Source organism: Klebsiella sp. PL-2018 (assembly GCF_019048985.1).
GTDB lineage: Bacteria > Pseudomonadota > Gammaproteobacteria > Enterobacterales > Enterobacteriaceae > Klebsiella > Klebsiella michiganensis.
Map to the genome: position 1 here is coordinate 475,282 of NZ_CP077673.1, position 22,205 is coordinate 497,486.

At 49.9% G+C, this 22,205-nt stretch carries 22 protein-coding genes; 9 read left to right on the plus strand and 13 right to left on the minus strand.

Features of this window, described 5'->3' with window-relative positions; translation table 11 throughout:
• Window positions 1–48: 48 nt before the first annotated feature.
• The gene (locus MKleb_RS02235) at window positions 49–1,350 is read right to left on the minus strand and encodes an anaerobic C4-dicarboxylate transporter (protein WP_014227594.1); all 1,302 of its coding nucleotides are present in this window, start codon (window positions 1,348–1,350) and stop codon (window positions 49–51) included.
• 118 nt (window positions 1,351–1,468) lie between these two features.
• Window positions 1,469–2,905 carry an aspartate ammonia-lyase gene (gene aspA / locus MKleb_RS02240; RefSeq protein WP_004097898.1) on the minus strand — a complete coding sequence of 479 codons (1,437 nt, stop codon included), beginning with the start codon at window positions 2,903–2,905 and terminating at the stop codon, window positions 1,469–1,471.
• Between the two features lie 338 nt (window positions 2,906–3,243).
• Here aspA and MKleb_RS02245 point away from each other — a divergent pair, with 338 nt between their 5' ends.
• A complete protein-coding gene (locus MKleb_RS02245) occupies window positions 3,244–3,720 on the plus strand; it encodes an FxsA family protein (RefSeq protein WP_004097899.1) in 477 nt (158 codons plus the stop codon).
• 19 nt (window positions 3,721–3,739) lie between these two features.
• Here MKleb_RS02245 and yjeH read toward each other — a convergent pair whose 3' ends face one another.
• A complete protein-coding gene (yjeH, locus tag MKleb_RS02250; RefSeq protein WP_025107653.1) occupies window positions 3,740–4,999 on the minus strand; it encodes an L-methionine/branched-chain amino acid transporter in 1,260 nt (419 codons plus the stop codon).
• Between the two features lie 234 nt (window positions 5,000–5,233).
• Between yjeH and MKleb_RS02255 the strand changes: the two genes are divergently transcribed.
• The 3 genes from MKleb_RS02255 (at window position 5,234) to MKleb_RS02265 (ending at window position 7,704) form a co-directional block, all read left to right on the plus strand.
• Window positions 5,234–5,527, plus strand: coding sequence for a co-chaperone GroES (locus MKleb_RS02255; RefSeq protein WP_003855929.1), 294 nt, complete (start codon window positions 5,234–5,236; stop codon window positions 5,525–5,527).
• Between the two features lie 43 nt (window positions 5,528–5,570).
• Window positions 5,571–7,217, plus strand: a complete 1,647-nt coding sequence (gene groL / locus MKleb_RS02260; protein ID WP_032747587.1) for a chaperonin GroEL — start codon at window positions 5,571–5,573, stop codon at window positions 7,215–7,217.
• Between the two features lie 133 nt (window positions 7,218–7,350).
• Entirely contained in the window at window positions 7,351–7,704 is a 354-nt protein-coding gene (locus tag MKleb_RS02265) for a DUF4156 domain-containing protein (RefSeq protein WP_004097909.1), read from the plus strand.
• 47 nt (window positions 7,705–7,751) lie between these two features.
• Here MKleb_RS02265 and yjeJ read toward each other — a convergent pair whose 3' ends face one another.
• From yjeJ to MKleb_RS02305, 8 genes are all read right to left on the minus strand, one after another.
• Window positions 7,752–8,618 (minus strand): YjeJ family protein, encoded by an 867-nt coding sequence (gene yjeJ / locus MKleb_RS02270; protein WP_025107651.1) that lies wholly within the window; start codon window positions 8,616–8,618, stop codon window positions 7,752–7,754.
• A 22-nt stretch (window positions 8,619–8,640) separates the two neighbouring features.
• A complete protein-coding gene (locus tag MKleb_RS02275) occupies window positions 8,641–10,764 on the minus strand; it encodes a peptidase domain-containing ABC transporter (RefSeq protein WP_217076423.1) in 2,124 nt (707 codons plus the stop codon).
• Complete coding sequence (locus MKleb_RS02280) at window positions 10,757–12,043, minus strand: HlyD family secretion protein (protein ID WP_025107649.1); 1,287 nt, start codon at window positions 12,041–12,043, stop codon at window positions 10,757–10,759. Before MKleb_RS02280 ends, MKleb_RS02275 begins: the two co-directional genes overlap by 8 nt.
• Window positions 12,044–12,123: 80 nt before the next feature.
• Window positions 12,124–12,486, minus strand: coding sequence for a hypothetical protein (locus tag MKleb_RS02285; RefSeq protein ID WP_217076425.1), 363 nt, complete (start codon window positions 12,484–12,486; stop codon window positions 12,124–12,126).
• 448 nt (window positions 12,487–12,934) lie between these two features.
• Window positions 12,935–13,948, minus strand: coding sequence for a fimbrial protein (locus tag MKleb_RS02290; protein WP_025107648.1), 1,014 nt, complete (start codon window positions 13,946–13,948; stop codon window positions 12,935–12,937).
• A 4-nt stretch (window positions 13,949–13,952) separates the two neighbouring features.
• Window positions 13,953–16,508: a fimbria/pilus outer membrane usher protein gene (locus MKleb_RS02295; protein ID WP_025107647.1), complete on the minus strand. Its 2,556-nt coding sequence runs from the start codon at window positions 16,506–16,508 to the stop codon at window positions 13,953–13,955.
• A 29-nt stretch (window positions 16,509–16,537) separates the two neighbouring features.
• A complete protein-coding gene (locus tag MKleb_RS02300; protein WP_025107646.1) occupies window positions 16,538–17,230 on the minus strand; it encodes a fimbrial biogenesis chaperone in 693 nt (230 codons plus the stop codon).
• Between the two features lie 57 nt (window positions 17,231–17,287).
• Entirely contained in the window at window positions 17,288–17,848 is a 561-nt protein-coding gene (locus MKleb_RS02305) for a fimbrial protein (RefSeq protein ID WP_025107645.1), read from the minus strand.
• Between the two features lie 481 nt (window positions 17,849–18,329).
• Between MKleb_RS02305 and MKleb_RS02310 the strand changes: the two genes are divergently transcribed.
• Entirely contained in the window at window positions 18,330–18,896 is a 567-nt protein-coding gene (locus MKleb_RS02310; protein ID WP_004097927.1) for a winged helix-turn-helix domain-containing protein, read from the plus strand.
• Between the two features lie 161 nt (window positions 18,897–19,057).
• On the opposite strand, the gene epmB is transcribed toward MKleb_RS02310, so the two are convergent.
• Window positions 19,058–20,086, minus strand: coding sequence for an EF-P beta-lysylation protein EpmB (epmB, locus tag MKleb_RS02315; protein WP_025107644.1), 1,029 nt, complete (start codon window positions 20,084–20,086; stop codon window positions 19,058–19,060).
• A 42-nt stretch (window positions 20,087–20,128) separates the two neighbouring features.
• Between epmB and efp the strand changes: the two genes are divergently transcribed.
• From efp to sugE, 4 genes are all read left to right on the plus strand, one after another.
• Window positions 20,129–20,695, plus strand: a complete 567-nt coding sequence (efp, locus tag MKleb_RS02320; protein WP_004097931.1) for an elongation factor P — start codon at window positions 20,129–20,131, stop codon at window positions 20,693–20,695.
• Between the two features lie 69 nt (window positions 20,696–20,764).
• Window positions 20,765–20,896, plus strand: coding sequence for an entericidin A/B family lipoprotein (locus MKleb_RS02325; RefSeq protein ID WP_025107643.1), 132 nt, complete (start codon window positions 20,765–20,767; stop codon window positions 20,894–20,896).
• 162 nt (window positions 20,897–21,058) lie between these two features.
• Window positions 21,059–21,205 (plus strand): lipoprotein toxin entericidin B, encoded by a 147-nt coding sequence (ecnB, locus tag MKleb_RS02330; protein WP_004097935.1) that lies wholly within the window; start codon window positions 21,059–21,061, stop codon window positions 21,203–21,205.
• A 140-nt stretch (window positions 21,206–21,345) separates the two neighbouring features.
• Window positions 21,346–21,663 (plus strand): quaternary ammonium compound efflux SMR transporter SugE, encoded by a 318-nt coding sequence (gene sugE, locus MKleb_RS02335; protein WP_014227609.1) that lies wholly within the window; start codon window positions 21,346–21,348, stop codon window positions 21,661–21,663.
• Here the strand turns inward: sugE and MKleb_RS02340 are convergent.
• Complete coding sequence (locus MKleb_RS02340; protein ID WP_217076427.1) at window positions 21,660–22,190, minus strand: lipocalin family protein; 531 nt, start codon at window positions 22,188–22,190, stop codon at window positions 21,660–21,662. The two genes, sugE and MKleb_RS02340, sit on opposite strands and share 4 nt — an antisense overlap.
• Window positions 22,191–22,205 lie beyond the last annotated feature (15 nt).

Here is a 22,205-nt window from a genome sequence, read left to right on the forward strand (position 1 = left end):
AGGAGGATTAACGAAACGGGCCAGGATCTGGCCCGAATTTGAAGAGATTTACAGCATGATGCCGCCGAAAATAAACCCGAGGATCACGCATAGCGTAATGGCGATGACGCCGGGGATCAGGAAGGCATGGTTAAAGACATATTTGCCGATGCGGGTGGAGCCGGTGTCATCCATTTCGACCGCCGCCAGCAGGGTGGGGTAGGTCGGCAGAACGAAAAGGGCGGAGACGGCGGCAAATGAGGCGATGGCGGTAAGCGGGCTCACGCCCAGCATCAGCGCGGCGGGCATCAGCGCCTTAGTGGTCGCGGCCTGGGAATATAGCAGGGTCGCGGCGAAGAACAGCACCACCGCCAGCAGCCACGGGTAGTTGTGCAGCAGGTCGCCCGCCACGGTCTGGATATCGCTGATGTGGGCTTTGACGAAAGTATCCCCCAGCCATGCGACGCCGAGAACGCAGACGCAGGCGCTCATGCCGGATTTAAAGGTGCTGGCGTTGAGCACTTCACCGGTGTCGATTTTGCAGGTGATGCTTATCAGCGTCGCGATAGTCAGCATAAATACCACAATCGCTTCGTTACGCGGCAGGACTGGATCCTGGATCAGCCCTACGGTATCGCTGATGGCGGTGGCGTAGAACATCACCGCGACGATACCGATCAGAAACAGTAATACCGAGCGTCTGGCGTGCGGCTTCAGTTCAAAAACCTGGCTGCCGCGCAGTTTGACTTCCCCTTTTGCCAGCCGCTCCTGATAAATCGGGTCGTCTTTCAGCTCACAGCCGAGGAAGTTACAGACGATGGCGGTAAGCATGACGGCAATCAGGGTAACCGGAATACAGATCGCCAGTAGCGTCAGGTAGCTGACGCCCAGGGGCTCGAGAATACCGGCAAAGAAGACCACCGCTGCGGAAATCGGCGAGGCGGTAATGGCAATCTGCGAAGCGACCACCGCAATGGAGAGCGGGCGTGAGGGGCGGATGCCCTGTTCTTTTGCCACTTCGGTGATAACCGGTAAGGTTGAGAACGCCGTATGCCCGGTTCCGGCAAGCACGGTCATAAACCAGGTGACCAGCGGCGCGAGAAAGGTGATGTATTTGGGATGACGCCGGAGCATACGTTCGGCAAGGCTGACCAGGTAATCCATCCCTCCGGCGACCTGCATGGCGGCGATAGCGGCGATAACCGCCATAATGATTTCGATGACGTCGAAGGGGATCGCGCCAGGTTTAATTTGAAACACGAGGGTCAGGACGAGGACGCCCAGGCCACCGGCGAAACCGATGCCGATTCCCCCGAGCCTGGCTCCCAGATAAATCGCCAGCAGGACAATAACGAGTTCTGCACCAAACATATTTGCCTTCCTTGTTTTATTAACAAGTTGATATTGGGTTGTTGTAATTTAGTAAATCAATAAGAACAAAAAGGGCATGTCATTGCTGACATGCCCGTGGTTAGTTTAATCGGAAAACCTACTGTTCGCTTTCATCGGTATAACGCTTCGCTTTATAGGCCGGATGCATCAGGTTTTGCGCAGAGAAGATATCGTCCAGCTCCGCCGCGGTCAGCAGGCCGCGTTCAAGCACCACATCCCGGACGCTTTTGCCCGTTTCAGCGCAGATTTTGCCGACGATATCGCCATTGTGGTGGCCGATATACGGGTTGAGGTAGGTGACGATGCCAATAGAGTTGTAGACGTAGCTTTCACATACCGCTTTGTTGGCGGTGATGCCGCTGACGCATTTTTCCAGCAGGTTGTAGCAGGCGTTGGTCAGAATATGGATAGATTCAAACATCGCCTGGCCAATCACCGGTTCCATCACATTCAGCTGCAGCTGGCCCGCTTCGGAAGCCATGGTGACGGTGGTGTCGTTACCGATTACTTTGAAGCATACCTGGTTGACCACTTCCGGGACCACCGGGTTAACCTTGGCGGGCATGATGGAAGAGCCCGCCTGCAGTTCAGGCAGGTTGATTTCGTTCAGGCCAGCGCGCGGGCCGGAAGAGAGTAGGCGCAGGTCGTTACAGATTTTGGACAGTTTTACCGCCAGACGCTTCAGAGAGCTGTGGACCATCACGTAGGCGCCGCAGTCGGAGGTCGCTTCGATCAGATCTTCCGCGGGGACAACCGGCAGGTTGCTGACTTCCGCCAGTTTTTGTACCGCCAGCTGCTGATAGCCATCCGGGGTGTTCAGACGGGTGCCGATAGCGGTCGCGCCAAGGTTCACTTCCAGCAGCAGTTCCGCGGTGCGCAGAATGCATTTGGTCTCTTCGTTAAGCAGAACATTAAACGCGTGGAACTCCTGACCGAGGGTCATCGGTACCGCATCCTGTAGCTGAGTCCGGCCCATTTTCAGAATGTCCTGGAACTCTACGGCCTTCTGCTGGAAGCCTTCGCCCAGCTGATTAATCGCATCGATCAGTTTGAGGATGGAGGCGTAGACCGCGATGCGGAAACCGGTCGGGTAGGCATCGTTGGTGGACTGGCATTTGTTAACGTGGTCGTTCGGGTTGAGATACTGATATTCGCCTTTCTGGTGGCCCATCAGCTCAAGGCCGATGTTCGCCAGTACTTCGTTGGTGTTCATGTTAACGGAAGTGCCCGCGCCGCCCTGGAACACATCGACCGGGAACTGGTCCATGCATTTGCCGTTATTCAGGACCTCATCGCAGGCGGCGATAATGGCATTGGCGACGCTTTTGGGGATAGTTTGCAGCTCTTTGTTAGCCTGCGCAGCGGCCTTCTTCACCATCACCATTCCGCGGACAAATTCAGGGATATCGCTGATTTTGTTGTTGCTGATGTAGAAGTTTTCAATCGCTCTCAGAGTATGGACGCCGTAGTAAGCGTCAGCTGGAACTTCCCTGGTACCCAACAGGTCTTCTTCGATACGAATGTTGTTTAACATGTGAACCTTCTCTTTCAAGCTGCCTATGAATTCACCAAATACGCAGAATTAATGGGATCTAGCGCATTTTCTGGCCGCAGATTATTTCCTTAATCGGCCCGGTGCCCACGATCATATGCTGATGATAGCGAATATCAGCCGCCCTGATCACTTATTATGTAGTGAATCTTATAAGAATTATTAATCTGTGAAATGAGTCACCGGTTTTCTAATTTTGAAAAAAATAAGCTTTTTTTACGATTGAAAAGTGACGTTTTGGCCCAACATCTTGCTGATGCGAATAGCACATCTATGACTACGGGCGCCGATGCTGGCGTCTGTTAATGAAGGAGACGCCGGTGCGTTGGATTCCGTTAATTGCCGTTTTTTTATACGTTTACATTGAAATCTCGATCTTTATCCAGGTCGCTCATGTGCTTGGCGTTCTGCTGACGCTGATTCTGGTGATCTTCAGCTCGGTGGTGGGGATATCGCTGGTGAAAAACCAGGGCTTTAAAAACCTCATGCTGATGCAGCAGAAGATGGCGGCGGGGGAGAGCCCGGCCGCAGAGATGATCAAAAGCGTGTCGCTGATTATCGCCGGTTTGCTGTTGCTTCTGCCGGGGTTCTTTACCGATTTCCTGGGGCTGCTGCTGCTGTTACCTCCGGTACAGAAGCATCTGACCTTAAAACTGATGCCGCATCTGCGCTTTAGCCGAATGCCGGGCGGCGGGTTTAGCGCCGGAACGGGCGGCGGCGATACCTTTGAAGGCGAATACCAGCGTAAAGACGACGAACGCGACCGTCTCGATCATAAAGACGATCGCCGCGACTAACATGCATTGCCCGGGCCGGTTACTCCGGCCTGGAATACCCCTCCGCCAGCCTGCGCTTCGGTAAAAACAGCCACAGTACCGCCAGCATGATAAACGCGTAAAGGCTCTTCCAGCCCACCATCGCCAGCAGCAGCAGGCACAGCAGGCTGCCAAACGCCGCTAACGCGCGATAACGTCCCTCAAGCAAACGGCAGCCCGCCAGCATGCACAGCAGATAGATCATAATAAAAATGCCGTTGGCGTAGACGATCAGCGCATCAAGATTGATATTGAGCGCATAAATGCATAACGCGCTAATGACGCAGCAGCCGAGCACCGCGTTCAGCGCGTTGCGCGGAATCTGTCGCGGCGACAGCCGGGCCAGATAGCTCTCGGGTTTGTACTGCGCCTGCGACCAGACCAGGCGAGCAAAACTCTGAATATAGATATTGAGGCTGGCGAAGCAGGCGAGATAGCCGATAACGCAGGCAATCCACAGCGCCTGCACGCCAAACAGGTGCACCACGATATTGGGCAGCGACGCGGCGGCGGCCATCTCCTCGCCAAAGGCATGAAAATGCAGGACCAGCACGGTACAGGCCCAGTAGACGGAACCCGCCAGTAATAAGCCAATCATCAGCGCGCGGGGGAAATCGCGTTCCGGCTGCTTAAACTCAGAGGCCAGGTGTGCAAAAGCCTCCAGCCCGACAAAGCACCAGAACATCACGGAAAGCGCGGAGAAAAGCTGCGAACTATCGATTTCAGCGGGCGCCGGGAAGGGGATCTGCGCGGGATTGATCGCGCCGCGCCACCAGATGGCGACGATCAGGGCGACAATCAGCACGGCAACCAACGTCTGTAGATTGGCGCTGGAGCTGGCTCCGCGGGAACCGACCCACCAGATAATCGCCAGCGTTCCCAGCTCGGCCAGCAGCAGCTGGCTGTCGTGCCAGCCAAAAAGCGCCTGACCAAAGCCGGTGGCGATGTGCAGGGCCGCGGGTAATCCCACCGGGATCACCGATAAAAAGAGCCAGCCGGTGACGCGCGCCAGGCGCGGGCCAAAGGCCATATTCACAAAATGCGCCACGCCGCCGGCGCTGGGAAAGTGGCGGCCCAGCGTCGCAAAGACGATAGCGATGGGAAACACCAGTAAAATCAGCGCCGGCCAGGCCCAGAGGCTGTTATCGCCGGCGACCAGCGCGGCCAGTGCCGGAACGGCGAAGACCCCGGTTCCCAGTAATGACGTGGAGAGTAATCCCACGCCTTGAGCCAGCCCTAACTCCTGTTTTAAACCACTCATGATTCAACCTTGCGCCCGGCAAAAAAAGGATGGTATCACAATCGCTTTTGCTTATGACGTCGGGCGAGGACGGCAAATTTATGTGCGTCCGAGCACGAGGACAAATTTTTTTTTGCGTTTCCCCTTGAAGCGGTAAAACCCCATCCCCATCTCTCAGGGCACTAGCCGGAAAACCGTGTGCGGACCGGCGTCATCCATAACTGATAATGACTTTCTCAAAGGAGAGCTATCAAAATGAGTATTCGTCCGTTACATGATCGTGTGATCGTCAAACGTAAAGAAGTTGAAACGAAGTCTGCTGGCGGCATCGTTCTGACCGGTTCTGCGGCAGCAAAATCAACTCGTGGCGAAATCATCGCTGTCGGTAAGGGCCGCATCCTGGAAAACGGAACCGTGCAGCCTCTGGACGTTAAAGTTGGTGACATCGTCATTTTCAACGATGGCTATGGCGTGAAGTCCGAGAAGATCGACAATGAAGAAGTGTTGATCATGTCCGAAAGCGACATTCTGGCAATTGTTGAAGCGTAATCCGCGAACGACACTGAACATACGAATTTAAGGGAAAGATAAAATGGCAGCTAAAGACGTAAAATTCGGTAACGACGCTCGTGTGAAAATGCTGCGCGGCGTAAACGTACTGGCAGACGCAGTTAAAGTAACCCTGGGCCCGAAAGGCCGTAATGTGGTTCTGGACAAATCCTTCGGTGCGCCAACCATCACTAAAGACGGCGTTTCCGTAGCGCGTGAAATCGAGCTGGAAGACAAGTTCGAAAACATGGGCGCGCAGATGGTGAAAGAAGTTGCCTCTAAAGCGAACGACGCTGCAGGCGACGGTACCACCACCGCAACCGTACTGGCTCAGGCTATCATCGCTGAAGGCCTGAAAGCCGTTGCTGCGGGTATGAACCCGATGGATCTGAAACGTGGTATCGACAAAGCTGTCGTTGCCGCCGTTGAAGAACTGAAAACGCTGTCCGTACCGTGCTCTGACTCTAAAGCCATTGCTCAGGTAGGTACCATCTCCGCTAACTCCGACGAAACCGTAGGTAAACTGATCGCGGAAGCGATGGACAAAGTCGGTAAAGAAGGCGTTATCACCGTTGAGGACGGTACCGGTCTGGAAGACGAACTGGACGTGGTTGAAGGTATGCAGTTTGACCGCGGCTACCTGTCCCCGTACTTCATCAACAAGCCGGAAACCGGTGCTGTTGAACTGGAAAGCCCGTTCATCCTGCTGGCTGACAAAAAAATCTCCAACATCCGCGAAATGCTGCCGGTTCTGGAAGCCGTGGCGAAAGCTGGCAAACCGCTGGTTATCATCGCTGAAGACGTAGAAGGCGAAGCGCTGGCGACCCTGGTGGTGAACACCATGCGCGGCATCGTTAAAGTGGCTGCGGTTAAAGCTCCGGGCTTCGGCGACCGTCGTAAAGCTATGCTGCAGGACATCGCAACCCTGACCGGCGGTACCGTTATCTCTGAAGAGATCGGTATGGAGCTGGAAAAAGCGACTCTGGAAGACCTGGGTCAGGCGAAACGCGTTGTTATCAACAAAGACACCACCACCATCATCGATGGCGTGGGTGAAGAAGCTGCGATTCAGGGCCGCGTTACTCAGATCCGTAAGCAGATCGAAGAAGCGACTTCTGACTACGACCGTGAAAAACTGCAGGAGCGCGTTGCGAAACTGGCAGGCGGCGTTGCGGTAATCAAAGTTGGCGCAGCGACCGAAGTTGAAATGAAAGAGAAGAAAGCCCGCGTTGACGATGCCCTGCACGCGACCCGTGCTGCGGTTGAAGAAGGCGTGGTTGCCGGTGGTGGCGTAGCGCTGGTTCGCGTTGCGGCTAAACTGGCTGGCCTGACCGCTCAGAACGAAGATCAGAACGTCGGTATCAAAGTTGCGCTGCGCGCAATGGAAGCTCCGCTGCGTCAGATCGTATCCAACGCCGGTGAAGAGCCGTCAGTTGTTGCTAACAACGTGAAAGCCGGTGAGGGTAACTACGGTTACAACGCCGCAACTGAAGAATACGGCAACATGATCGACTTCGGTATCCTGGACCCAACCAAAGTGACGCGTTCTGCTCTGCAGTACGCAGCATCCGTTGCTGGTCTGATGATCACCACCGAGTGCATGGTTACTGACCTGCCGAAAAGCGACGCGCCTGACTTAGGTGCTGCTGGCGGTATGGGTGGCATGGGCGGTATGGGCGGCATGATGTAATCGTGCGCTATACCCCTTAGAAATAAAGAACCCTCGGGCAGAAATGCTCGGGGGTTTTTCTTTTTGTCGTCTTTTTAGTATAAGGTTGTACATCCGGGCCAGTGCGTCCAGCTCATTGATCGTGGGGAATAACATGCAGGTAAAATATTTAGCAGGGATTGTCGGCGCAGCATTGTTGTTAGCAGGTTGCAGCTCCAGCAACGAATTGACCTCTGGTGGCCAGAACGTACGCTTTGTTGAGGATAAACCGGGTTCCGAATGCCAGCTGTTAGGCACTGCGACCGGTACGCAGAGCAACTGGCTGTCCGGGCAGAATGGTGATGAAGGCGGCTCTATGCGCGGTGCGGCAAACGCTCTGCGTAACCATGCGGCAGAAATGGGAGGCAACGTGATTTACGGCGTCAGCAGCCCGACGCAGAATCTGTTGTCCAGCTTTGTCCCGACAGATAGCCAAATGAACGGCCAGGTTTATAAGTGCCCGAATTGATTTAACAGGTGTCTCTCTTGAGCCAATAGAGGCACCTGGCATATTTTTTAGCGCGCGTTGATTTTGGCCTGTGTCGCCATGTAGAACGCATGTAAAGGCCGCAGGCACTCCTCCAGCGACAGCATTCTTCCCGGCTGAGAAGGAATAATTTGGCTAAAAATCTGGCAGGGCTGATGCTTTGCGTGCACTTCTTTCAGTTTTGGGCTCTTCTCAATTAAGCGCATCACTACGCTATTCTCCTGCTCTGACGGATGGGCGGCGTTGGTTTTAATCACCGCGCCGGAGATGATTTTTCGGCCTGCTTCCGTATCACAGCAGTACAGCACGCCCAGATAATGGGAAAACAGATTGAGCTTCCACTCATCCTGGATGTACTGTTGATAATCAACATTCTTGTTATTCGTTAAATCCAGGGCATATAGCATCAGGCTTTCCAGTGATGACGTTAAATTTTTAATCAGTTCGTTATCACCGGCGTTTTTAAGAGATTGCTGAACTCCAACCAGCAGCGCTTCAACCTGCATATCATCAATGCGCAGCGTAGCAATTTGCTCGTTTTGCAGCACAAGAATGAGCGTTGACCAGGTATCTCCTGGTTTTAACGTAATCGATATGACTCGCCTTTCCGAATTGGGCTGCTGGACTTCCGGCATATCTATAACCGGGGTGTTTTCTATGAGCTGCTCATTAAAAGCGACCAGTTCACTCTTATAACTTTCACCTTCAGCGTTTAAGCGCTGTAATACGATGGCCATCCTGTGTTGTAAAACTAACAGGAGGTCGGTAAGCGCCTGGGCTTGAAGATAGTAAGACTGGCAAAGTTGATTACTCAGCTTTACTTTGAGCATTAAAGCTAAAAATTTGTCTTCATATTTAATTGATGCGGTATTAAAACCAATAAACGTGCCTTGCATTCGGATCTCCTTTTCCTGAGGGTTACGCTGGTGCCAGCGTGCGTAGCTGTGATAAATCAATGATGCGATCGGCCGAGGCAATGGTGGATGGCCGATGGCCGACGATGATTCGGGTAATGCTTAGCCCAGAGATAGACTGGTTAATCACCGACTCGTTTTTAAGATCGAGATGACTGGTGGCTTCATCCATAAACAGAATGCTGGGTTTTCGATAGAGGGCGCGAGCGATTAAGAGCCGCTGTTTTTGCCCGCCAGAGATGCCTAAACCGAGCTCGCCGACAATGGTTTCGTACCCCATCGGCATTTTCATGATTTCATCATGGATATTACATCTGCGTGCGCATTCAACGATAAAGTCCATATCGGCGTTATCTTCAAAGCCGCTGATATTATCGATCAGGGAACCCGAAAAGAGTCTGTCTTCCTGCAGAACGCAGGCCGTTCCATGACGGAAGTTGTTAATGCCGATTTTCTGAATATCGAGGTTATCCGCTATCACATCGCCGCTGGTTGGGGACAGCAGGCCGCACATGACTTTCAGTAGCGTGGTTTTACCGACGCCGGAAGGGCCGACCAGCGCGATGGATTCGCCCGGTTCAACGGTAATATTTAAATTAGAAAAAATAGGCTGCGAGAACGGATCGTACTGGTAGCTGAGATTCTTCACTTCCAGTTTAACGCCCGTGTTTTCTGCAAAAACGCGTCGTGAAGGCAGTTCTTTTTCCGGCTCGCTAAAGACGATCTCTGAAAGACGCTCATTATGTAACGACAGCATACGCAGCTGCATAATCAGATCGATCAAACTTGAGGCGCGCTGCGAGAACTGACCGCGATAGGCATTAAAGGCCATAAACATGCCAAGGGTCATATTGTTATCAATAACCATAATTGCCCCCAGCCAGAGAACCGCAACCTGGTCGATAGAAGTAATAAAGGTATTAATACCGCCAAACATCATATCGAACCGAGTCTGTTTGATGCCGGCATTACAGGCGTCGATGTTGATATTTAACCAGTGCTGCGAACGGCGTTCTTTTAAGTTCAACGCCTTAATGGTTGAAATACCGTAGAGCGACTCCATAAAGTGCGAGCTGGAACGGGCGCCCTTGATACCCTGCTCTTCGGCAACGCGGCGGTAGAAGCTGTAGGTCGCAAAACGCATGATGACGTAGCATAAAGTAAAGCCCACCACGACCCAAACCAGCCAGCCGCCATAAAGCGTTAGCATAATCAGCAGGCCAACGGTCATAATCGAATCGATAATGCCGGTAACAATGCTATTGGTGAAGGTTGAGCGGATAGTATCCAGCGAGGAGAAACGAGACTGAATATCGCCCAGATGGCGCTTCTCAAAAAAGGATAACGGCAGGCTCGCCAGATGATCGAACAGCGTTGTCTTCCACTGAATATTGGTCAGCGTATTTAACGTTAATGAAATCCAGGCCCGCAGCATACTAATAAATGTACGGAAGAGCGTGAAGAAGACCAGACCAATACAGATAACCGAAAGCAGGCTCTGATCGTGCGCCATGATGACGTGGTCGGTAACCAGCTGCGTGCCGATGGGTAACAACAGGCCGATAGCCTCAACCACTACCGAAAAGGCAAAGATCTTGAGCAGGACGGATTTCAGCCCAACAATATTACGCATCAGGTCCAGCAGGCGTAGACGAGATTTCGCCTGTTCCTGCTGAAAGTTTTGGTCCGGCCATAGCTCCAGCGCAACGCCGGTAAAGTTATTGGACATTTCCTGGATGCCAATAACCCGTTTACCCAACGCCGGGTCGTGAACAATAAAGCTGCTTTTACGCACTTTAGTGAGCACCACGTAATGATTCAAACCCCAGTGGATGACGCAGGGCAGCTTTAGCTGCTTGATTTCATCCAGGTCGAGGGATAGCGCGCGGTTTTTCAACCCGGCATGTTCCGCCGTTTTGCTCAACGACATGAGCGTAACGCCCTGAGAAGGACTGCCGTAGCGATGGCGGAAGTTGAACAGGTCGATATTGAGCCCGTAGAAGCCGCAAACCATCGCCAGACAGGCGATACCGCATTCGGCAGCCTCCGACTGTAATATCACCGGCGTTTTATGGCGGAGCGAAAAATTTAGCTTATCGGTAATCTTTTTAAACAGTTCTTTATGCATCGATCGGGCCACTCACGCTTTGCGTCATCTTATAGAAAGGGGTAAACATCCACATATAAAGCGGACGTTCTTCAAGAAAAACTACCGCCTGAGCCTTCAGGCCGTTAGAGAGCGTGAGCGTTTTTCCGTTGTAGTTAAAAGTCTTGTCTTTAATTTTTATAATGGCTTTATAGAGCGCCAACTCCTGCTGGCTAGTGCCGTTATTAACGTTGGTATATTCAGCCATCTCCTGGCGTGATGCTGGAACCGAGGAGATAGAAATAACCTTTCCTGGAAATTGTCCAAATTTATCCGCAGGAAAAGCATCATAGCGAATATTAATCGTGTCGCCTGGCTTCACATAAGGGATAGTATTATTGGGTAACCATAGGATGAGATAATACTCAATATCCCCTGTGGGTTTGATCTGTGCGAGGCTGCTGCCGTTCTCAACCATCTGCCCCTTAGTCACTGCCAGCGACTCAATCTTGCCATTGGTCGTTGCTTTAATAATGAGATTACCATTCGCGTTGGATTCTACCAGCTGATTTTTGTAATCATTGATTTGATTGTGCTGGCTGGAAATCTGATTATCAAAGTCTGCTGCTTTGGTTATTTTATCGCTATTGGTTTGCGTGAGCTGAGATTCCAGCTGCATTTTTTGGGTAACCAGGGATTGATAGGCGCTTTGCTGTTGAAAATATAAAGAATGCTGATAGTTATACTGGTCTTTAGTGATCAGACCATCCTTGAGGTATTTATCATAGCTGGATAAGTTGGTATGCATTTTGTTTAAGCCTACCTGAGTCGTCGCCAGCATGCGATTAGTTTCAGCCAGTGAGGCGCTGGTAGTTTTAATCTGTTTATCAAGGGCGGTTAATGTTTCAGCTTTATTGCGCGTCAGTTTGCTTATAATATCTTCCGCATTAGCAATTTTTTCATTAATCACTTCAATTTGGGCTGCGCTCACATTCCCATTAATGGTATTACGCGAAACGTCAAGCTCATAAAGCGGTTGGCCTTTGTTTACGATATCACCCACTTTTACGTGCTGATTAACAACAAAACCTTGCTGTGGTGCGAAGACGTTCACGGAGTGGGGGAGCGTAATGACTTCGCCACGCACATCAATGCGCTGAGTGAAGGTACAAAATATGAGAGATAATACAAGAGCAATAAGAAAAAGTGATGCTAACAAGGTAACCAACCATGCCGGGATGCCTGCTAACAATAATGCTTTCCCTTTCCAGTGAATTTTTTTGTACTCAATCGCTTCCTTGCGATAGATATTTTTTAACATTGTTATCAGCTTTGAGATAGAGAATTAAGATAAAAGAAGGCTCGTCAGAGCCTTCATAAAGTTATGGTCTGAAAACTTTCTTACCAGTAGGCTAGCGTACCATCAACAAATCCATCAAACATCTCGATACATTTATCGAGAGTGATATCCCAGCCAACCATGGCACCAGCAATAGCGCCACCAACGCCGCCAACGCACAGACCGTAAATCATCCCCACCGCCTGGCCAATTGACCCGATACCTAAAATGCCGCCACCGTTACCGCCGAAGATGCCGCCCATAGCAGAAACGGCAAGTGCGCCTGCAGTGGCACCTAAAATGGATGCCCCGATAGCTTCTGCGCTATTAAAAACAATACTGGTTAAGGCGCCAGTTATCGATGAGAAGTCCCAGGAGTAGCCACCAGAAATCTCTTCCATTTCAAATACAGTGAGTTGTTTCATTATATATTCCTTTAATATATGAGTGCTTTAAGAAAACAACAACAAGTCAAAATCTATTTTGACATTTTTAGAAAATGAAATACACGAAGGTGCAAGGTGGTATTTCGAGGCTGATTCTAATATGTGACTGTTATTTTTCAATGTCCGTGTTGATGATTGATTAGTGAATTTTTAGCGGTTCATGTATCAGCTTTAGTGAATTAATATTGATGGCGTGATTGTGTGTGAGAGAACGGATTGATAACGACAGGCATTTTAACCGCCACACTTCAGGCTGCCTGAGCGTTGGCTGAGCGCGCTCAGCCCAGCCACTTAATGCAGTAAACTGCCAGGTATTCTCTCACTCACCACTCGAATAATTTTGGATTTATAACGTTTTTGCTTTTATTCATCATTAAGTCTATGTAAAACTTGCTGGTATATGCTTATATCCTTGCTCACAGGGGAATTATTCCTCCTGCAGGATGACCTCTAAATCTGTTTTTATCTCCCCAGTGATGCCTGCAGAGACATTTTTAGCGATTTTAAAATAGTCAGCAGTGAGCGTTAAATCCTGACTCTTAGTACTGACGAAGGGGTAGGCACTCAGATCGTTAAATTTTATCGCAGAACCATTTTTTTTAAGAATGATACCTATGTTTTGAGCGCCGTCTGGTAATGAATTTAGTAATAGTCCATTTACGCTTGTTGATGCTACAGATATAGGGCTAAACCAGTAAACATATTTTTTATTGATTTCTGAATCCGGGCAGTTAATATCGAGTATAATATTTTTGGACTTGCCTGCGGCACTGCCGACTGCTACGGAATTTAAATCCGAAATATCAATGGTTGATAGTTTTACGATACCTCCATTGCGCGGCGAGATTTCGCAGGTAGTTTCCTTAAAAGTAATGTTAGTCAAATCCACATTGATTCTGAATAATTCAGCGGTATTCGATGCACCCGTGTTGGTCTGATTTGGCGGGCCAGCCATAAAATAAACCGCCGTTTTGTTTCCCTTTTGTTTCGTTATGGGGCCGGTTTTCACTAACCAGACCATGACCTGTCCAGACGCTTTAGAAAAATAATGATTGCTGGCTATTTCTGGCTGATCTATTTCTGCAGGGGAAAAATAGTTAACTGATGGTAAGGTAATATCAGAAATCTGAAACCCAATACCGGGGATACCTGTCTCATAAACTATTTTTCCACCAATTTTAGTAATATTAGATGGGCTTACGACAGGTACGGTTCTGACGACATAAACATCGCTGGAACTACACGATGAAAATGTTTTGGGATTTACACTTCCACGTCTTGCCGACGCTAATATGCTACCGTTAGGTAATGTGGAATCCGCGATGACAGAACCGTTAAAACTAACGGTAATCGCACCGCCACCCGTTTTACTATATGAGCAGGTAGCCACCGCCTGTAAGCTTATGCTGAGTAAACTAATAATAAAAAAAAGACATTTCATAGTATTACTTTCCCTGTTGGTGGCAAACCGCAGTCGTCTGCGCGATGCCTTCGATTTCCCTGGCCAGACTATAAGCCGCTTTACACTGCTGGCCAGTCTTTGAACCCCACTGGGCATAGACTTCACCGTTATCTTTTAGACCGGACATGTAGACCATCCCACCATCAGACACGATACTGGCCTGGGCATTTTTATCGGTAGTTGACGTTACCGTTGCGCCATACGGCACGTTTTCGCCTGATGCTCTCTTAAGGATAAGGAATGCGCGGCGGCCAATATTACCCGCGAAGTTCGCCCGTACCACGGCTGCACGTGTAGGCACGACTTTTTGCGTCGTATTTGGCAATTCCATATTATTCCCCAGAGTCGTGCTATCTAAGGTTACGTTGGTCCGATGGTATGGCGTAACGTACGGAATAATCGCGTAGCCGCGGGAGTCCGTTTCGATAGTCGCGTCGTTTTCCAGGCGTACATTTTTCAGCCCGGGTGCTTTAACCAGTACGGCGGTTTCAGACATTTCCTGACCCAGGGTAATACCGTCGGCATGCATTAATACGCCGCCGCTGAGACCATAGTTAATCAACTGGCTATGTTTGGCATAACTGTAGCCGGCGTTAACTGAACCCGTTGAACCACGATAGTTGCCGTAGACGCCGCCGCTGGCATCCTCCCGATTGCTGTAGCCCTGCTGTACGTTCCAGTCGAGGTTATGATTTTCCAGCGCCACCCCGCTCAGAGAAACATACTGATCGGTCGAGCCCGGGCTGCTGTTGGTGACGTTGTAGGTCGCATAAGCATTAGGCAACCACTCGCTTAAAGGAATAGAGATATTAAATGAAACGACATGGTCATCCTCTACATAACGGCCGGAGCCACTATTTCCCCAGCTGTAGCGGCTATAGCTATAGCCGGCATAATAGTTAAAGCGGCGGAACCCGCCGTTGTAACCAATATTCAGCGAGTTATTGTGGCGCTTGCTGTCCCAGTAATCCTCGAATATACCGGATACAGAAAGGCTACCTAACCCGGCCCCCAGGCTTTGGCTCACGGTAATATTGGTTCTGTTACGCAGAGAGCGTGGAGTATAGCCGCCGTATCTGTTGCTATAGGTGTTCATCACATCGCTTAGCGTATTGTACCCGGAGGTCGAATAGCGGTAGCCGGCTACGGTAATATTGGTGCCGGTCTCAAGAATATTTTTACCATAGCGGATACGCCAGGATTGGCCGGACGTTTTATCTTCATCTTTCTTGTGGGACCAGGCTGTCGTGACGTCTGCGGAAACCGCGCCAATATCGCCAAGGTTTTGCCCGACTCCGAAAGCGAGCGCCTGATAGTTGGATGCCGCCTGCAAACCGGTATAGAAAGTGGTGTTGCTTAAGACACCGTAGCCGATCGTAGCCTGCGTAAACGGTTTTTCATCTATATTGCCGTCATATGGGCGATATTTACCGCTCGTGACCTCATACTCCATCTGGCCTTCTCTGAGCATTAATGGCAGAGAGGCGTAAGGCACGACGAAGTTCTGTTGGGAACCATCGGACTCCTCGACGGTGACGTAAAGGTCACCGTTGCCGCCGGTCGAGTAGAGATCGGTGATTTCGAAAGCGCCCGGAGCGACAAAGGCCTGGTAGATTTGATAGCCATTCTGTTTAATGACGATGCGAGCGTTGGTCCTGGCAATACCACGAACAACAGGCGCGAAGCCGCGCAGGCTTTCAGGAATCATGTCCGTATCGGTTGCCAGCTGAATCCCCGTGAAGGGCACGCTGTCAAAAATGCTGGAGAGAGAGGTGCTTTCACCCATGACTAAGGTGCTTTTCAACGACACAATGCTTCGCTGCGCATAGAGATAGACGGAATCCCAGTCACTCTTCGTGCCTGCTGATTTATTCCAGGTACTAAGGTTGCGCAGGCGCCACGGCCCAATGTTCAGGCCGGATTGTAGGTTAAGATTGTAATACTCATTGTCCGCTTCATAGTCTTTGCCCGAACTAAACTGATAGTTGGTCAGCAAGGCGTTAATACCGTCATCAAACTCATCGGGAGAAACAAATCCCTGAGCTATCGTCGACAGGGCTGCCTGCGGTATGGATATCAGCAGCTGTTGAGTATTAAAGTTAAAATCGGTGGTGAAATCCGGGATGATGCTCGTATCAGCACAGCCGTTAGCATCCTCTTTTAATGTTGGAAATGCATCTGAACGTAAACCATAGGTGGTTAATTTAGCAATGCTTAAACATGGCGCGAGTTTTAAGGCATCAGTCGCCGGATCTTTTTTGTCAACAAAGCGAATATCGGCCGTTTCTTGCAGACTATTATTTAAAATAACGTCAATGCGGTACACCCCTGGTGCCTGTGCATCCCTGGTTGAATACAGGGACAGGTCCGGTATTGAGGATGGATCGCCCTGATTTACTGATTTTATAAAAGCGGGATCAAAAAAATCACGTGCCAGGGCATTAGCGCTTAAACCGAGAGCGAGCGCCGGAACGAGAACGAAAAATGTGTGGTAGGTTCCGGATAGCGCCCCTCCCATCTTTTTTATTGAAATAGACATACTTTTCACCCTGGCCAATGAAAAAGAATTTAAATCGATGAGGTGTTAGCTGGGCCCGAGCCCCCATTATCCGTAGCCACCTTCCATACGATCTCTGAACCATTTATACCTGCAGGCAAAGTAAATTCTTTGCTGGAAAAAGCATCAATGTTATTAACTGAACTAGTAATATCCCTGCCGTTTATTGTTATTGTTTTAAAATAAATAAAGAATGGGGTCGGGTTTTTTAACGTTATTTTATTACCGGACTTACGCCACTGCAGATTTTTGGCCTCAGTAGTAATATTCATATCCTGAATAGCGCGTGGACGATAGATGAGGCGCATTCTGTGGCGAACAGCGAGCTGCAGCTTGTTTTTATCGGCTTCACTATCGCTGGTTGGCGGGATAGACATAACGTTAAAGAAGTAGACGGTTTCACGATCCTGCGGTGCTTTGGATATATACGCATTAGGAAAAACACGCACCGTATTCGTTTGCTTTCCCTCCAGACGGAAAAGCGGAGGCGTCACCATAAAAAAGCTGTCTTTCGTTCCTTCAGGTGCTTCTACCCAGGATTTAATAAGATATGGCGTATCATCTTTATTTTCAATGTTTGCGCTGATTTCGCGCGCGCCTTCTTTATAAAGATGACGGGTTGAATCCACCACGACTCCGCTGTGGGCTACAAAGCTGATGGTAATAAAAGAAAGTGTAGTTAGCCTTAATAATGACTTCAGCATAATTCATTCCCTGAATATAAGAATGGGGTTTACCTCAGGTAAACCCCGGCATGCTTATTAGTAGCTAATAGTAAAGGTTGCTACACCCTTAACTGCACCATCGGTAACGCCATTTGCGGTTTTAACGTATGCGGCTTTATAACGCAGATAAGAAGGCGTACCCGCAGTATATGCAATAACCTTAGGCGTAGTGCCGGTGAAGCTTACGCGGGTTCCATCGGTATTAACCACGGTAACCGCAGCGTTAGTCGCCGGGCTGGCCGCGGAGTTGGTCAGCACGTCATCCTGGCCGCTGATATAGTCGCCTGTTACGGTGACGTTGATATTGCCACTAAAGTCTTTAGCGCCTTTCTGGCAGTCTTCGATTTTGTACTCAATATCTTTTGCTGTAGACATATACGGTGCGTTGACAGCCAGGGCCTCCAGCACGGATGCTTTTACATCATCCAGCGTTAAAGATCCGCCTGAAATCATCGCGGACGGCGTTACGTTACAGGATTCGCCGGTGTCGGTTACGTTGCCCAGAATAGTCAGGTTAGAACTGTTCCCTGCCGCAAAAGCCTGGGCACTCAGAACTGCTGAAGCAGCGACCATTACAGCTACAATTGTTTTTTTCATTTATTTAATCCATATAGAGATACTAAAGTCCTGAATAGCGTCATGGCGTGGATGTTAATTAGTATGAATAGTAATAACTAGCATTCCGCTATGCTGCCTGAGCGCTATCGTTATCTTTCTCCTGCCGCCACTATTGTACAAATCAGCGCGTATTGTGCCGGAGCGGTAACAAATCTAAGTGCAGGGTAGATAAAATGCATGTGAATTCTGCTTGAATTTAAAGCTTGTTTATTGAAGGTTGCAAATTCACAAGTAGACTTCGTAGATAATAACGAGCGTATCTGGAACGTATAGTTGTAAATCAGTCTTCCCTTTGGTTCAAATATCATGATAATATTATCTTTGCTCTGGGAGGAGCGGGAATTTATCCTTGAAATTATCTAATCTGGCAGGCTAAAAGGGATGTGTTGTGTTTGCTAAAGGTGAATTTGAATTTAATTCATCTTTGTTTCATATGGAATGGTGAGAGAGGATTGGGATTATGATATTCAATGAATATATCATTAATAATGAAGTTATTTTTAATGTAAATATGAATGAGCTACAGCCTGTAGGAGAGAATGGGGACAGCGTGACCCTCAATGTGCCAACGGCACGCTGCCTGCAACTTTTGCTCGAAAGCAACGGGAAGATTATATCCAGGGAGGAGTTTCTGGATATAGTGTGGAAAAATAGAGGGATTGTTGTTTCTCAGAATACGTTCTATCAGAACATTTCCTTGCTAAGAAAATCATTACTGAAAGCAGGATTATCGCAAGATATTATTGTCACAGTAAGGCAGCGGGGATTTGTTCTCGCCGCAGGATCAAATATCGCGTCATTCTTCCGAACGGACGAAAAAGAGCCAGAAAACCCTGAAAATGTGCAGATCACCGCGAGCACATCTTCGCCTCCGGTTGAGAACAATGTGACTCATAATTTAGCCATTCAGGAAGATGCGCAAAAAAGTTTCAATGACAATAAAGCAACAGAGTTCAAATTACCAAAGTGGATTTTACCCCTGCTATTGGTTATGACCGCAGCAAACATTCTTTCTCTTTTCTTGTAGCTTTAATGAATGGGTTAACAGCTTGCTTTTATATTTGCTTTTACTTTCTTTCAGAAAGGATAACGGCTGGTTTTACGAAAATGATTAAGCAGTAGTATTTATATACCAGTGAGTAATAGCAAATAGGCAGTCTGCCTGGCCATGCCCGGCAGACGGATTGACTATTGCTGCTTTAACCCCAAGTCGAGGGGCGTCTTGCTGGGTTCCCCGCCGATTTCCCGCGCAAGTTTTGGTACTAAATAGCCGGACACCAGCGTCAGCAATTCGCGCACGATCGCTCTGGCCTCTTCGTCACTGACCATAAAATGCGCCGCTCCCTGCACTTTGTCTAACACGTGCAGATAATAAGGCATGACGCCGGCGTCGAATAGCGCGTTGCTCAGGTCGGCAAGCGTGTTGGCGTTATCATTTACGCCGCGCAGCAGCACGCTTTGATTCAATAAGGTCACGCCAGCCATACGCATTTTTTTCATGGACGCACGAAACGCCGCATCAATCTCGTTGGCGTGGTTAACGTGGTTTACCAGCAGTACCTGTAACGATGATGCAGCAATACGGGCAACCAGCGTATCAGTTATACGCGCAGGAATCACAATGGGCAGCCGGCTGTGAATACGCAGGCGCTTGATGTGCGGAATAGATTCCAGCTGCGTCAATAGCCAGTCGAGTTCATGATCCTTGGCCATAAGCGGATCGCCGCCGGAAAAAATGATCTCATCCAGCTGGGGATGTGCCGAAATGTACTCCAGGGCCTGCTGCCAGTTACGCTTATTGCCCTGGTTTTCAGCATAGGGGAAGTGACGACGGAAGCAATAACGACAATTTACCGCGCAGCCGCCTTTCACCAGCAGTAGCGCACGGTTGCTGTATTTATGCAGCAGACCGGGTACCACGCTATGCTGTTCTTCCAGCGGATCGGTAGAGAATCCTGGGGCATTAATAAACTCTTCCTGGGAGGTAAGTACCTGACGTAGAAGAGGATCGTTGGGATTGCCTGGCTCCATACGGGCAATAAACGCCCGCGGAACACGCAGTGCGAACAGGCGCTTAGCATCACGTCCTGCCAATAGATTCGCATCTGCGTCTACATTTAAAAGATGCAGCAGTTCATCAGGACTGGTCACAACATCGGCAAGTTGCGTTAACCAATCTTCTCTGGATGGGGTATTTAGGGTTACAATATGCGCCATTTTGTGGCTTAGCTACCAATTAACAAAATTTCAGAGGGCCTTATGGCGACTTACTATAGCAACGATTTTCGTGCCGGTCTTAAAATCATGATGGACGGCGAACCTTATGCCGTTGAAGCCAGTGAATTCGTTAAACCCGGCAAAGGCCAGGCTTTCGCGCGCGTTAAGCTGCGCCGCCTGTTGACCGGTACTCGCGTTGAGAAAACCTTCAAGTCTACCGATTCTGCTGAAGGTGCGGACGTTGTCGATATGAACCTGACTTACCTGTATAACGACGGTGAGTTCTGGCACTTTATGAACAACTCTACCTTCGAACAGCTGGCCGCTGATGCTAAAGCCGTTGGCGATAACGCTAAGTGGCTGCTGGATCAGGCTGAATGCATCGTGACCCTGTGGAACGGTCAGCCTATTTCCGTCACCCCGCCAAACTTTGTTGAGCTGGAAATAGTTGAAACCGATCCAGGCCTGAAAGGCGATACTGCGGGTACCGGCGGCAAGCCTGCAACGCTGTCCACTGGCGCAGTGGTTAAAGTTCCTCTGTTCGTACAGATTGGCGAAGTCATCAAAGTCGATACTCGTTCTGGCGAATACGTCTCCCGCGTGAAGTAATTCAGGCGGCGAAAGAGTTGGCGCAGCGCCATGCTGCGCCTCTACAGGTTGAAACCGCAGGCAAGGAAGATGAGTCCTACACTGAAACTGTTGCTACTGTTATTGCTGAGCGGCTCTCTGCTTGCCGGGTGCAATACGGCTCGCGGCGTGGGCGAGGATATCCAGAGCCTGGGTCATGCTATTTCTCACGCGGTCAGCTAATCTTATTTCATCAGGCAATTCTTATTCATATACTCACGCTCTATCTGATTCACTTTCTTCACTTCTTTTTCTCTTAAAAATCGTCTCGCTTCCCTCATCCTGGACCAGTTTGTCTATGCTTATAGAGCACGATAACTAAAACTGGTTAATAAGGATGACATTATGGTAAAAAAAGCGATTGCAGCGTTCTTTACGGTTTTGGCACTTTCCTCTGTACTGACCGCATGTAACACCACGCGCGGTGTAGGTCAGGATATTTCAGAAGGCGGTAGCGCGATTTCGGGCGCCGCGACCAAAGCTCAGCAATAGACCATGGCGGTACGGCCGTTGGTCGTACCGTTCTTCCTCACCGTTGCCACGTCGTGTATAATTCCTGCGGAATATCATCTACCTTACGGGACGGCCTGTAAGCGTTTCACATCTGGGGACGGCCCCATCAAAGGAGCCATATGTCCTGGTTTATTCTGTTTATCGCGGGTCTGCTGGAAGTCGTCTGGGCTGTCGGCCTGAAATATACCCATGGGTTTAGCCGCCTGGTGCCAAGCGTGATAACGATTGCCGCCATGGTCATCAGCATGGCGCTGTTGTCGTGGGCGATGAAAACGCTACCCGTGGGGACGGCTTACGCCGTTTGGACCGGAATTGGCGCGGTCGGCGCAGCCGTGACGGGGATTATCCTGCTAGGCGAATCCGCCAGCCCGATGCGCATTGCCAGCCTGGCGTGTATTGTGATTGGTATCATTGGCTTGAAAATGAGCGCGCATTAATACTGCTGATTGACCCACAGCAGTTTGCTGACGTCGAATCCCTGCCGGGTAGCGATATCCAGCATCTGCTGCTTCACTTCTGGCGGGATTTTCGGCGCTCGCGCCAGTAGCCAGAGATAATCCCGGTCAGGTCCGCAAACCAGCGCGTAGCGATAATCCTTGTCCAGCGCAATCACGTTATAGCCGCCATAGAAGGGGCCGAAAAACGACACTTTCAGCGCGGCTCGCGTGGGCTCCCCGGTAAAGTAAGCCACGCCGTCGGTTTTCTGCCTCATCCCCCGGTCGGGGTTGTATCCCTTATTGACCACGTCCAGCCCACCATCGTCGCGCAGGCTATAGGTTGCGGTAACTTTTTCTAAACCGCTCTCAAAATGGTGATCGAAGCGGGCAATCTCATACCAGGTGCCAAGATAGCGTTGAGGGTTGAACGGACTGACCACGGTTACGCCAGAAGGTGGCGTCGGCGCGCTGCAGGCTACAAGCAGAAATGAAGCGGCAACAACCGCAATAACGGGTAGCAGACGCATAATGTTTTCCTTGCC

Excerpts from the sequence above, each read along its gene's own strand:
- MKleb_RS02235 (WP_014227594.1), bottom strand. The coding sequence starts at position 1,350 with ATGTTTGGTGCAGAACTCGTTATTGTCCTGCTGGCGATTTATCTGGGA.
- aspA (WP_004097898.1), bottom strand. The coding sequence starts at position 2,905 with ATGTTAAACAACATTCGTATCGAAGAAGACCTGTTGGGTACCAGGGAA.
- yjeH (WP_025107653.1), bottom strand. The coding sequence starts at position 4,999 with ATGAGTGGTTTAAAACAGGAGTTAGGGCTGGCTCAAGGCGTGGGATTA.
- MKleb_RS02255 (WP_003855929.1), top strand. The coding sequence starts at position 5,234 with ATGAGTATTCGTCCGTTACATGATCGTGTGATCGTCAAACGTAAAGAA.
- groL (WP_032747587.1), top strand. The coding sequence starts at position 5,571 with ATGGCAGCTAAAGACGTAAAATTCGGTAACGACGCTCGTGTGAAAATG.
- MKleb_RS02265 (WP_004097909.1), top strand. The coding sequence starts at position 7,351 with ATGCAGGTAAAATATTTAGCAGGGATTGTCGGCGCAGCATTGTTGTTA.
- yjeJ (WP_025107651.1), bottom strand. The coding sequence starts at position 8,618 with ATGCAAGGCACGTTTATTGGTTTTAATACCGCATCAATTAAATATGAA.
- MKleb_RS02275 (WP_217076423.1), bottom strand. The coding sequence starts at position 10,764 with ATGCATAAAGAACTGTTTAAAAAGATTACCGATAAGCTAAATTTTTCG.
- MKleb_RS02280 (WP_025107649.1), bottom strand. The coding sequence starts at position 12,043 with ATGTTAAAAAATATCTATCGCAAGGAAGCGATTGAGTACAAAAAAATT.
- MKleb_RS02285 (WP_217076425.1), bottom strand. The coding sequence starts at position 12,486 with ATGAAACAACTCACTGTATTTGAAATGGAAGAGATTTCTGGTGGCTAC.
- MKleb_RS02290 (WP_025107648.1), bottom strand. The coding sequence starts at position 13,948 with ATGAAATGTCTTTTTTTTATTATTAGTTTACTCAGCATAAGCTTACAG.
- MKleb_RS02295 (WP_025107647.1), bottom strand. The coding sequence starts at position 16,508 with ATGTCTATTTCAATAAAAAAGATGGGAGGGGCGCTATCCGGAACCTAC.
- MKleb_RS02300 (WP_025107646.1), bottom strand. The coding sequence starts at position 17,230 with ATGCTGAAGTCATTATTAAGGCTAACTACACTTTCTTTTATTACCATC.
- MKleb_RS02305 (WP_025107645.1), bottom strand. The coding sequence starts at position 17,848 with ATGAAAAAAACAATTGTAGCTGTAATGGTCGCTGCTTCAGCAGTTCTG.
- MKleb_RS02310 (WP_004097927.1), top strand. The coding sequence starts at position 18,330 with ATGATATTCAATGAATATATCATTAATAATGAAGTTATTTTTAATGTA.
- epmB (WP_025107644.1), bottom strand. The coding sequence starts at position 20,086 with ATGGCGCATATTGTAACCCTAAATACCCCATCCAGAGAAGATTGGTTA.
- efp (WP_004097931.1), top strand. The coding sequence starts at position 20,129 with ATGGCGACTTACTATAGCAACGATTTTCGTGCCGGTCTTAAAATCATG.
- MKleb_RS02325 (WP_025107643.1), top strand. The coding sequence starts at position 20,765 with ATGAGTCCTACACTGAAACTGTTGCTACTGTTATTGCTGAGCGGCTCT.
- ecnB (WP_004097935.1), top strand. The coding sequence starts at position 21,059 with ATGGTAAAAAAAGCGATTGCAGCGTTCTTTACGGTTTTGGCACTTTCC.
- sugE (WP_014227609.1), top strand. The coding sequence starts at position 21,346 with ATGTCCTGGTTTATTCTGTTTATCGCGGGTCTGCTGGAAGTCGTCTGG.
- MKleb_RS02340 (WP_217076427.1), bottom strand. The coding sequence starts at position 22,190 with ATGCGTCTGCTACCCGTTATTGCGGTTGTTGCCGCTTCATTTCTGCTT.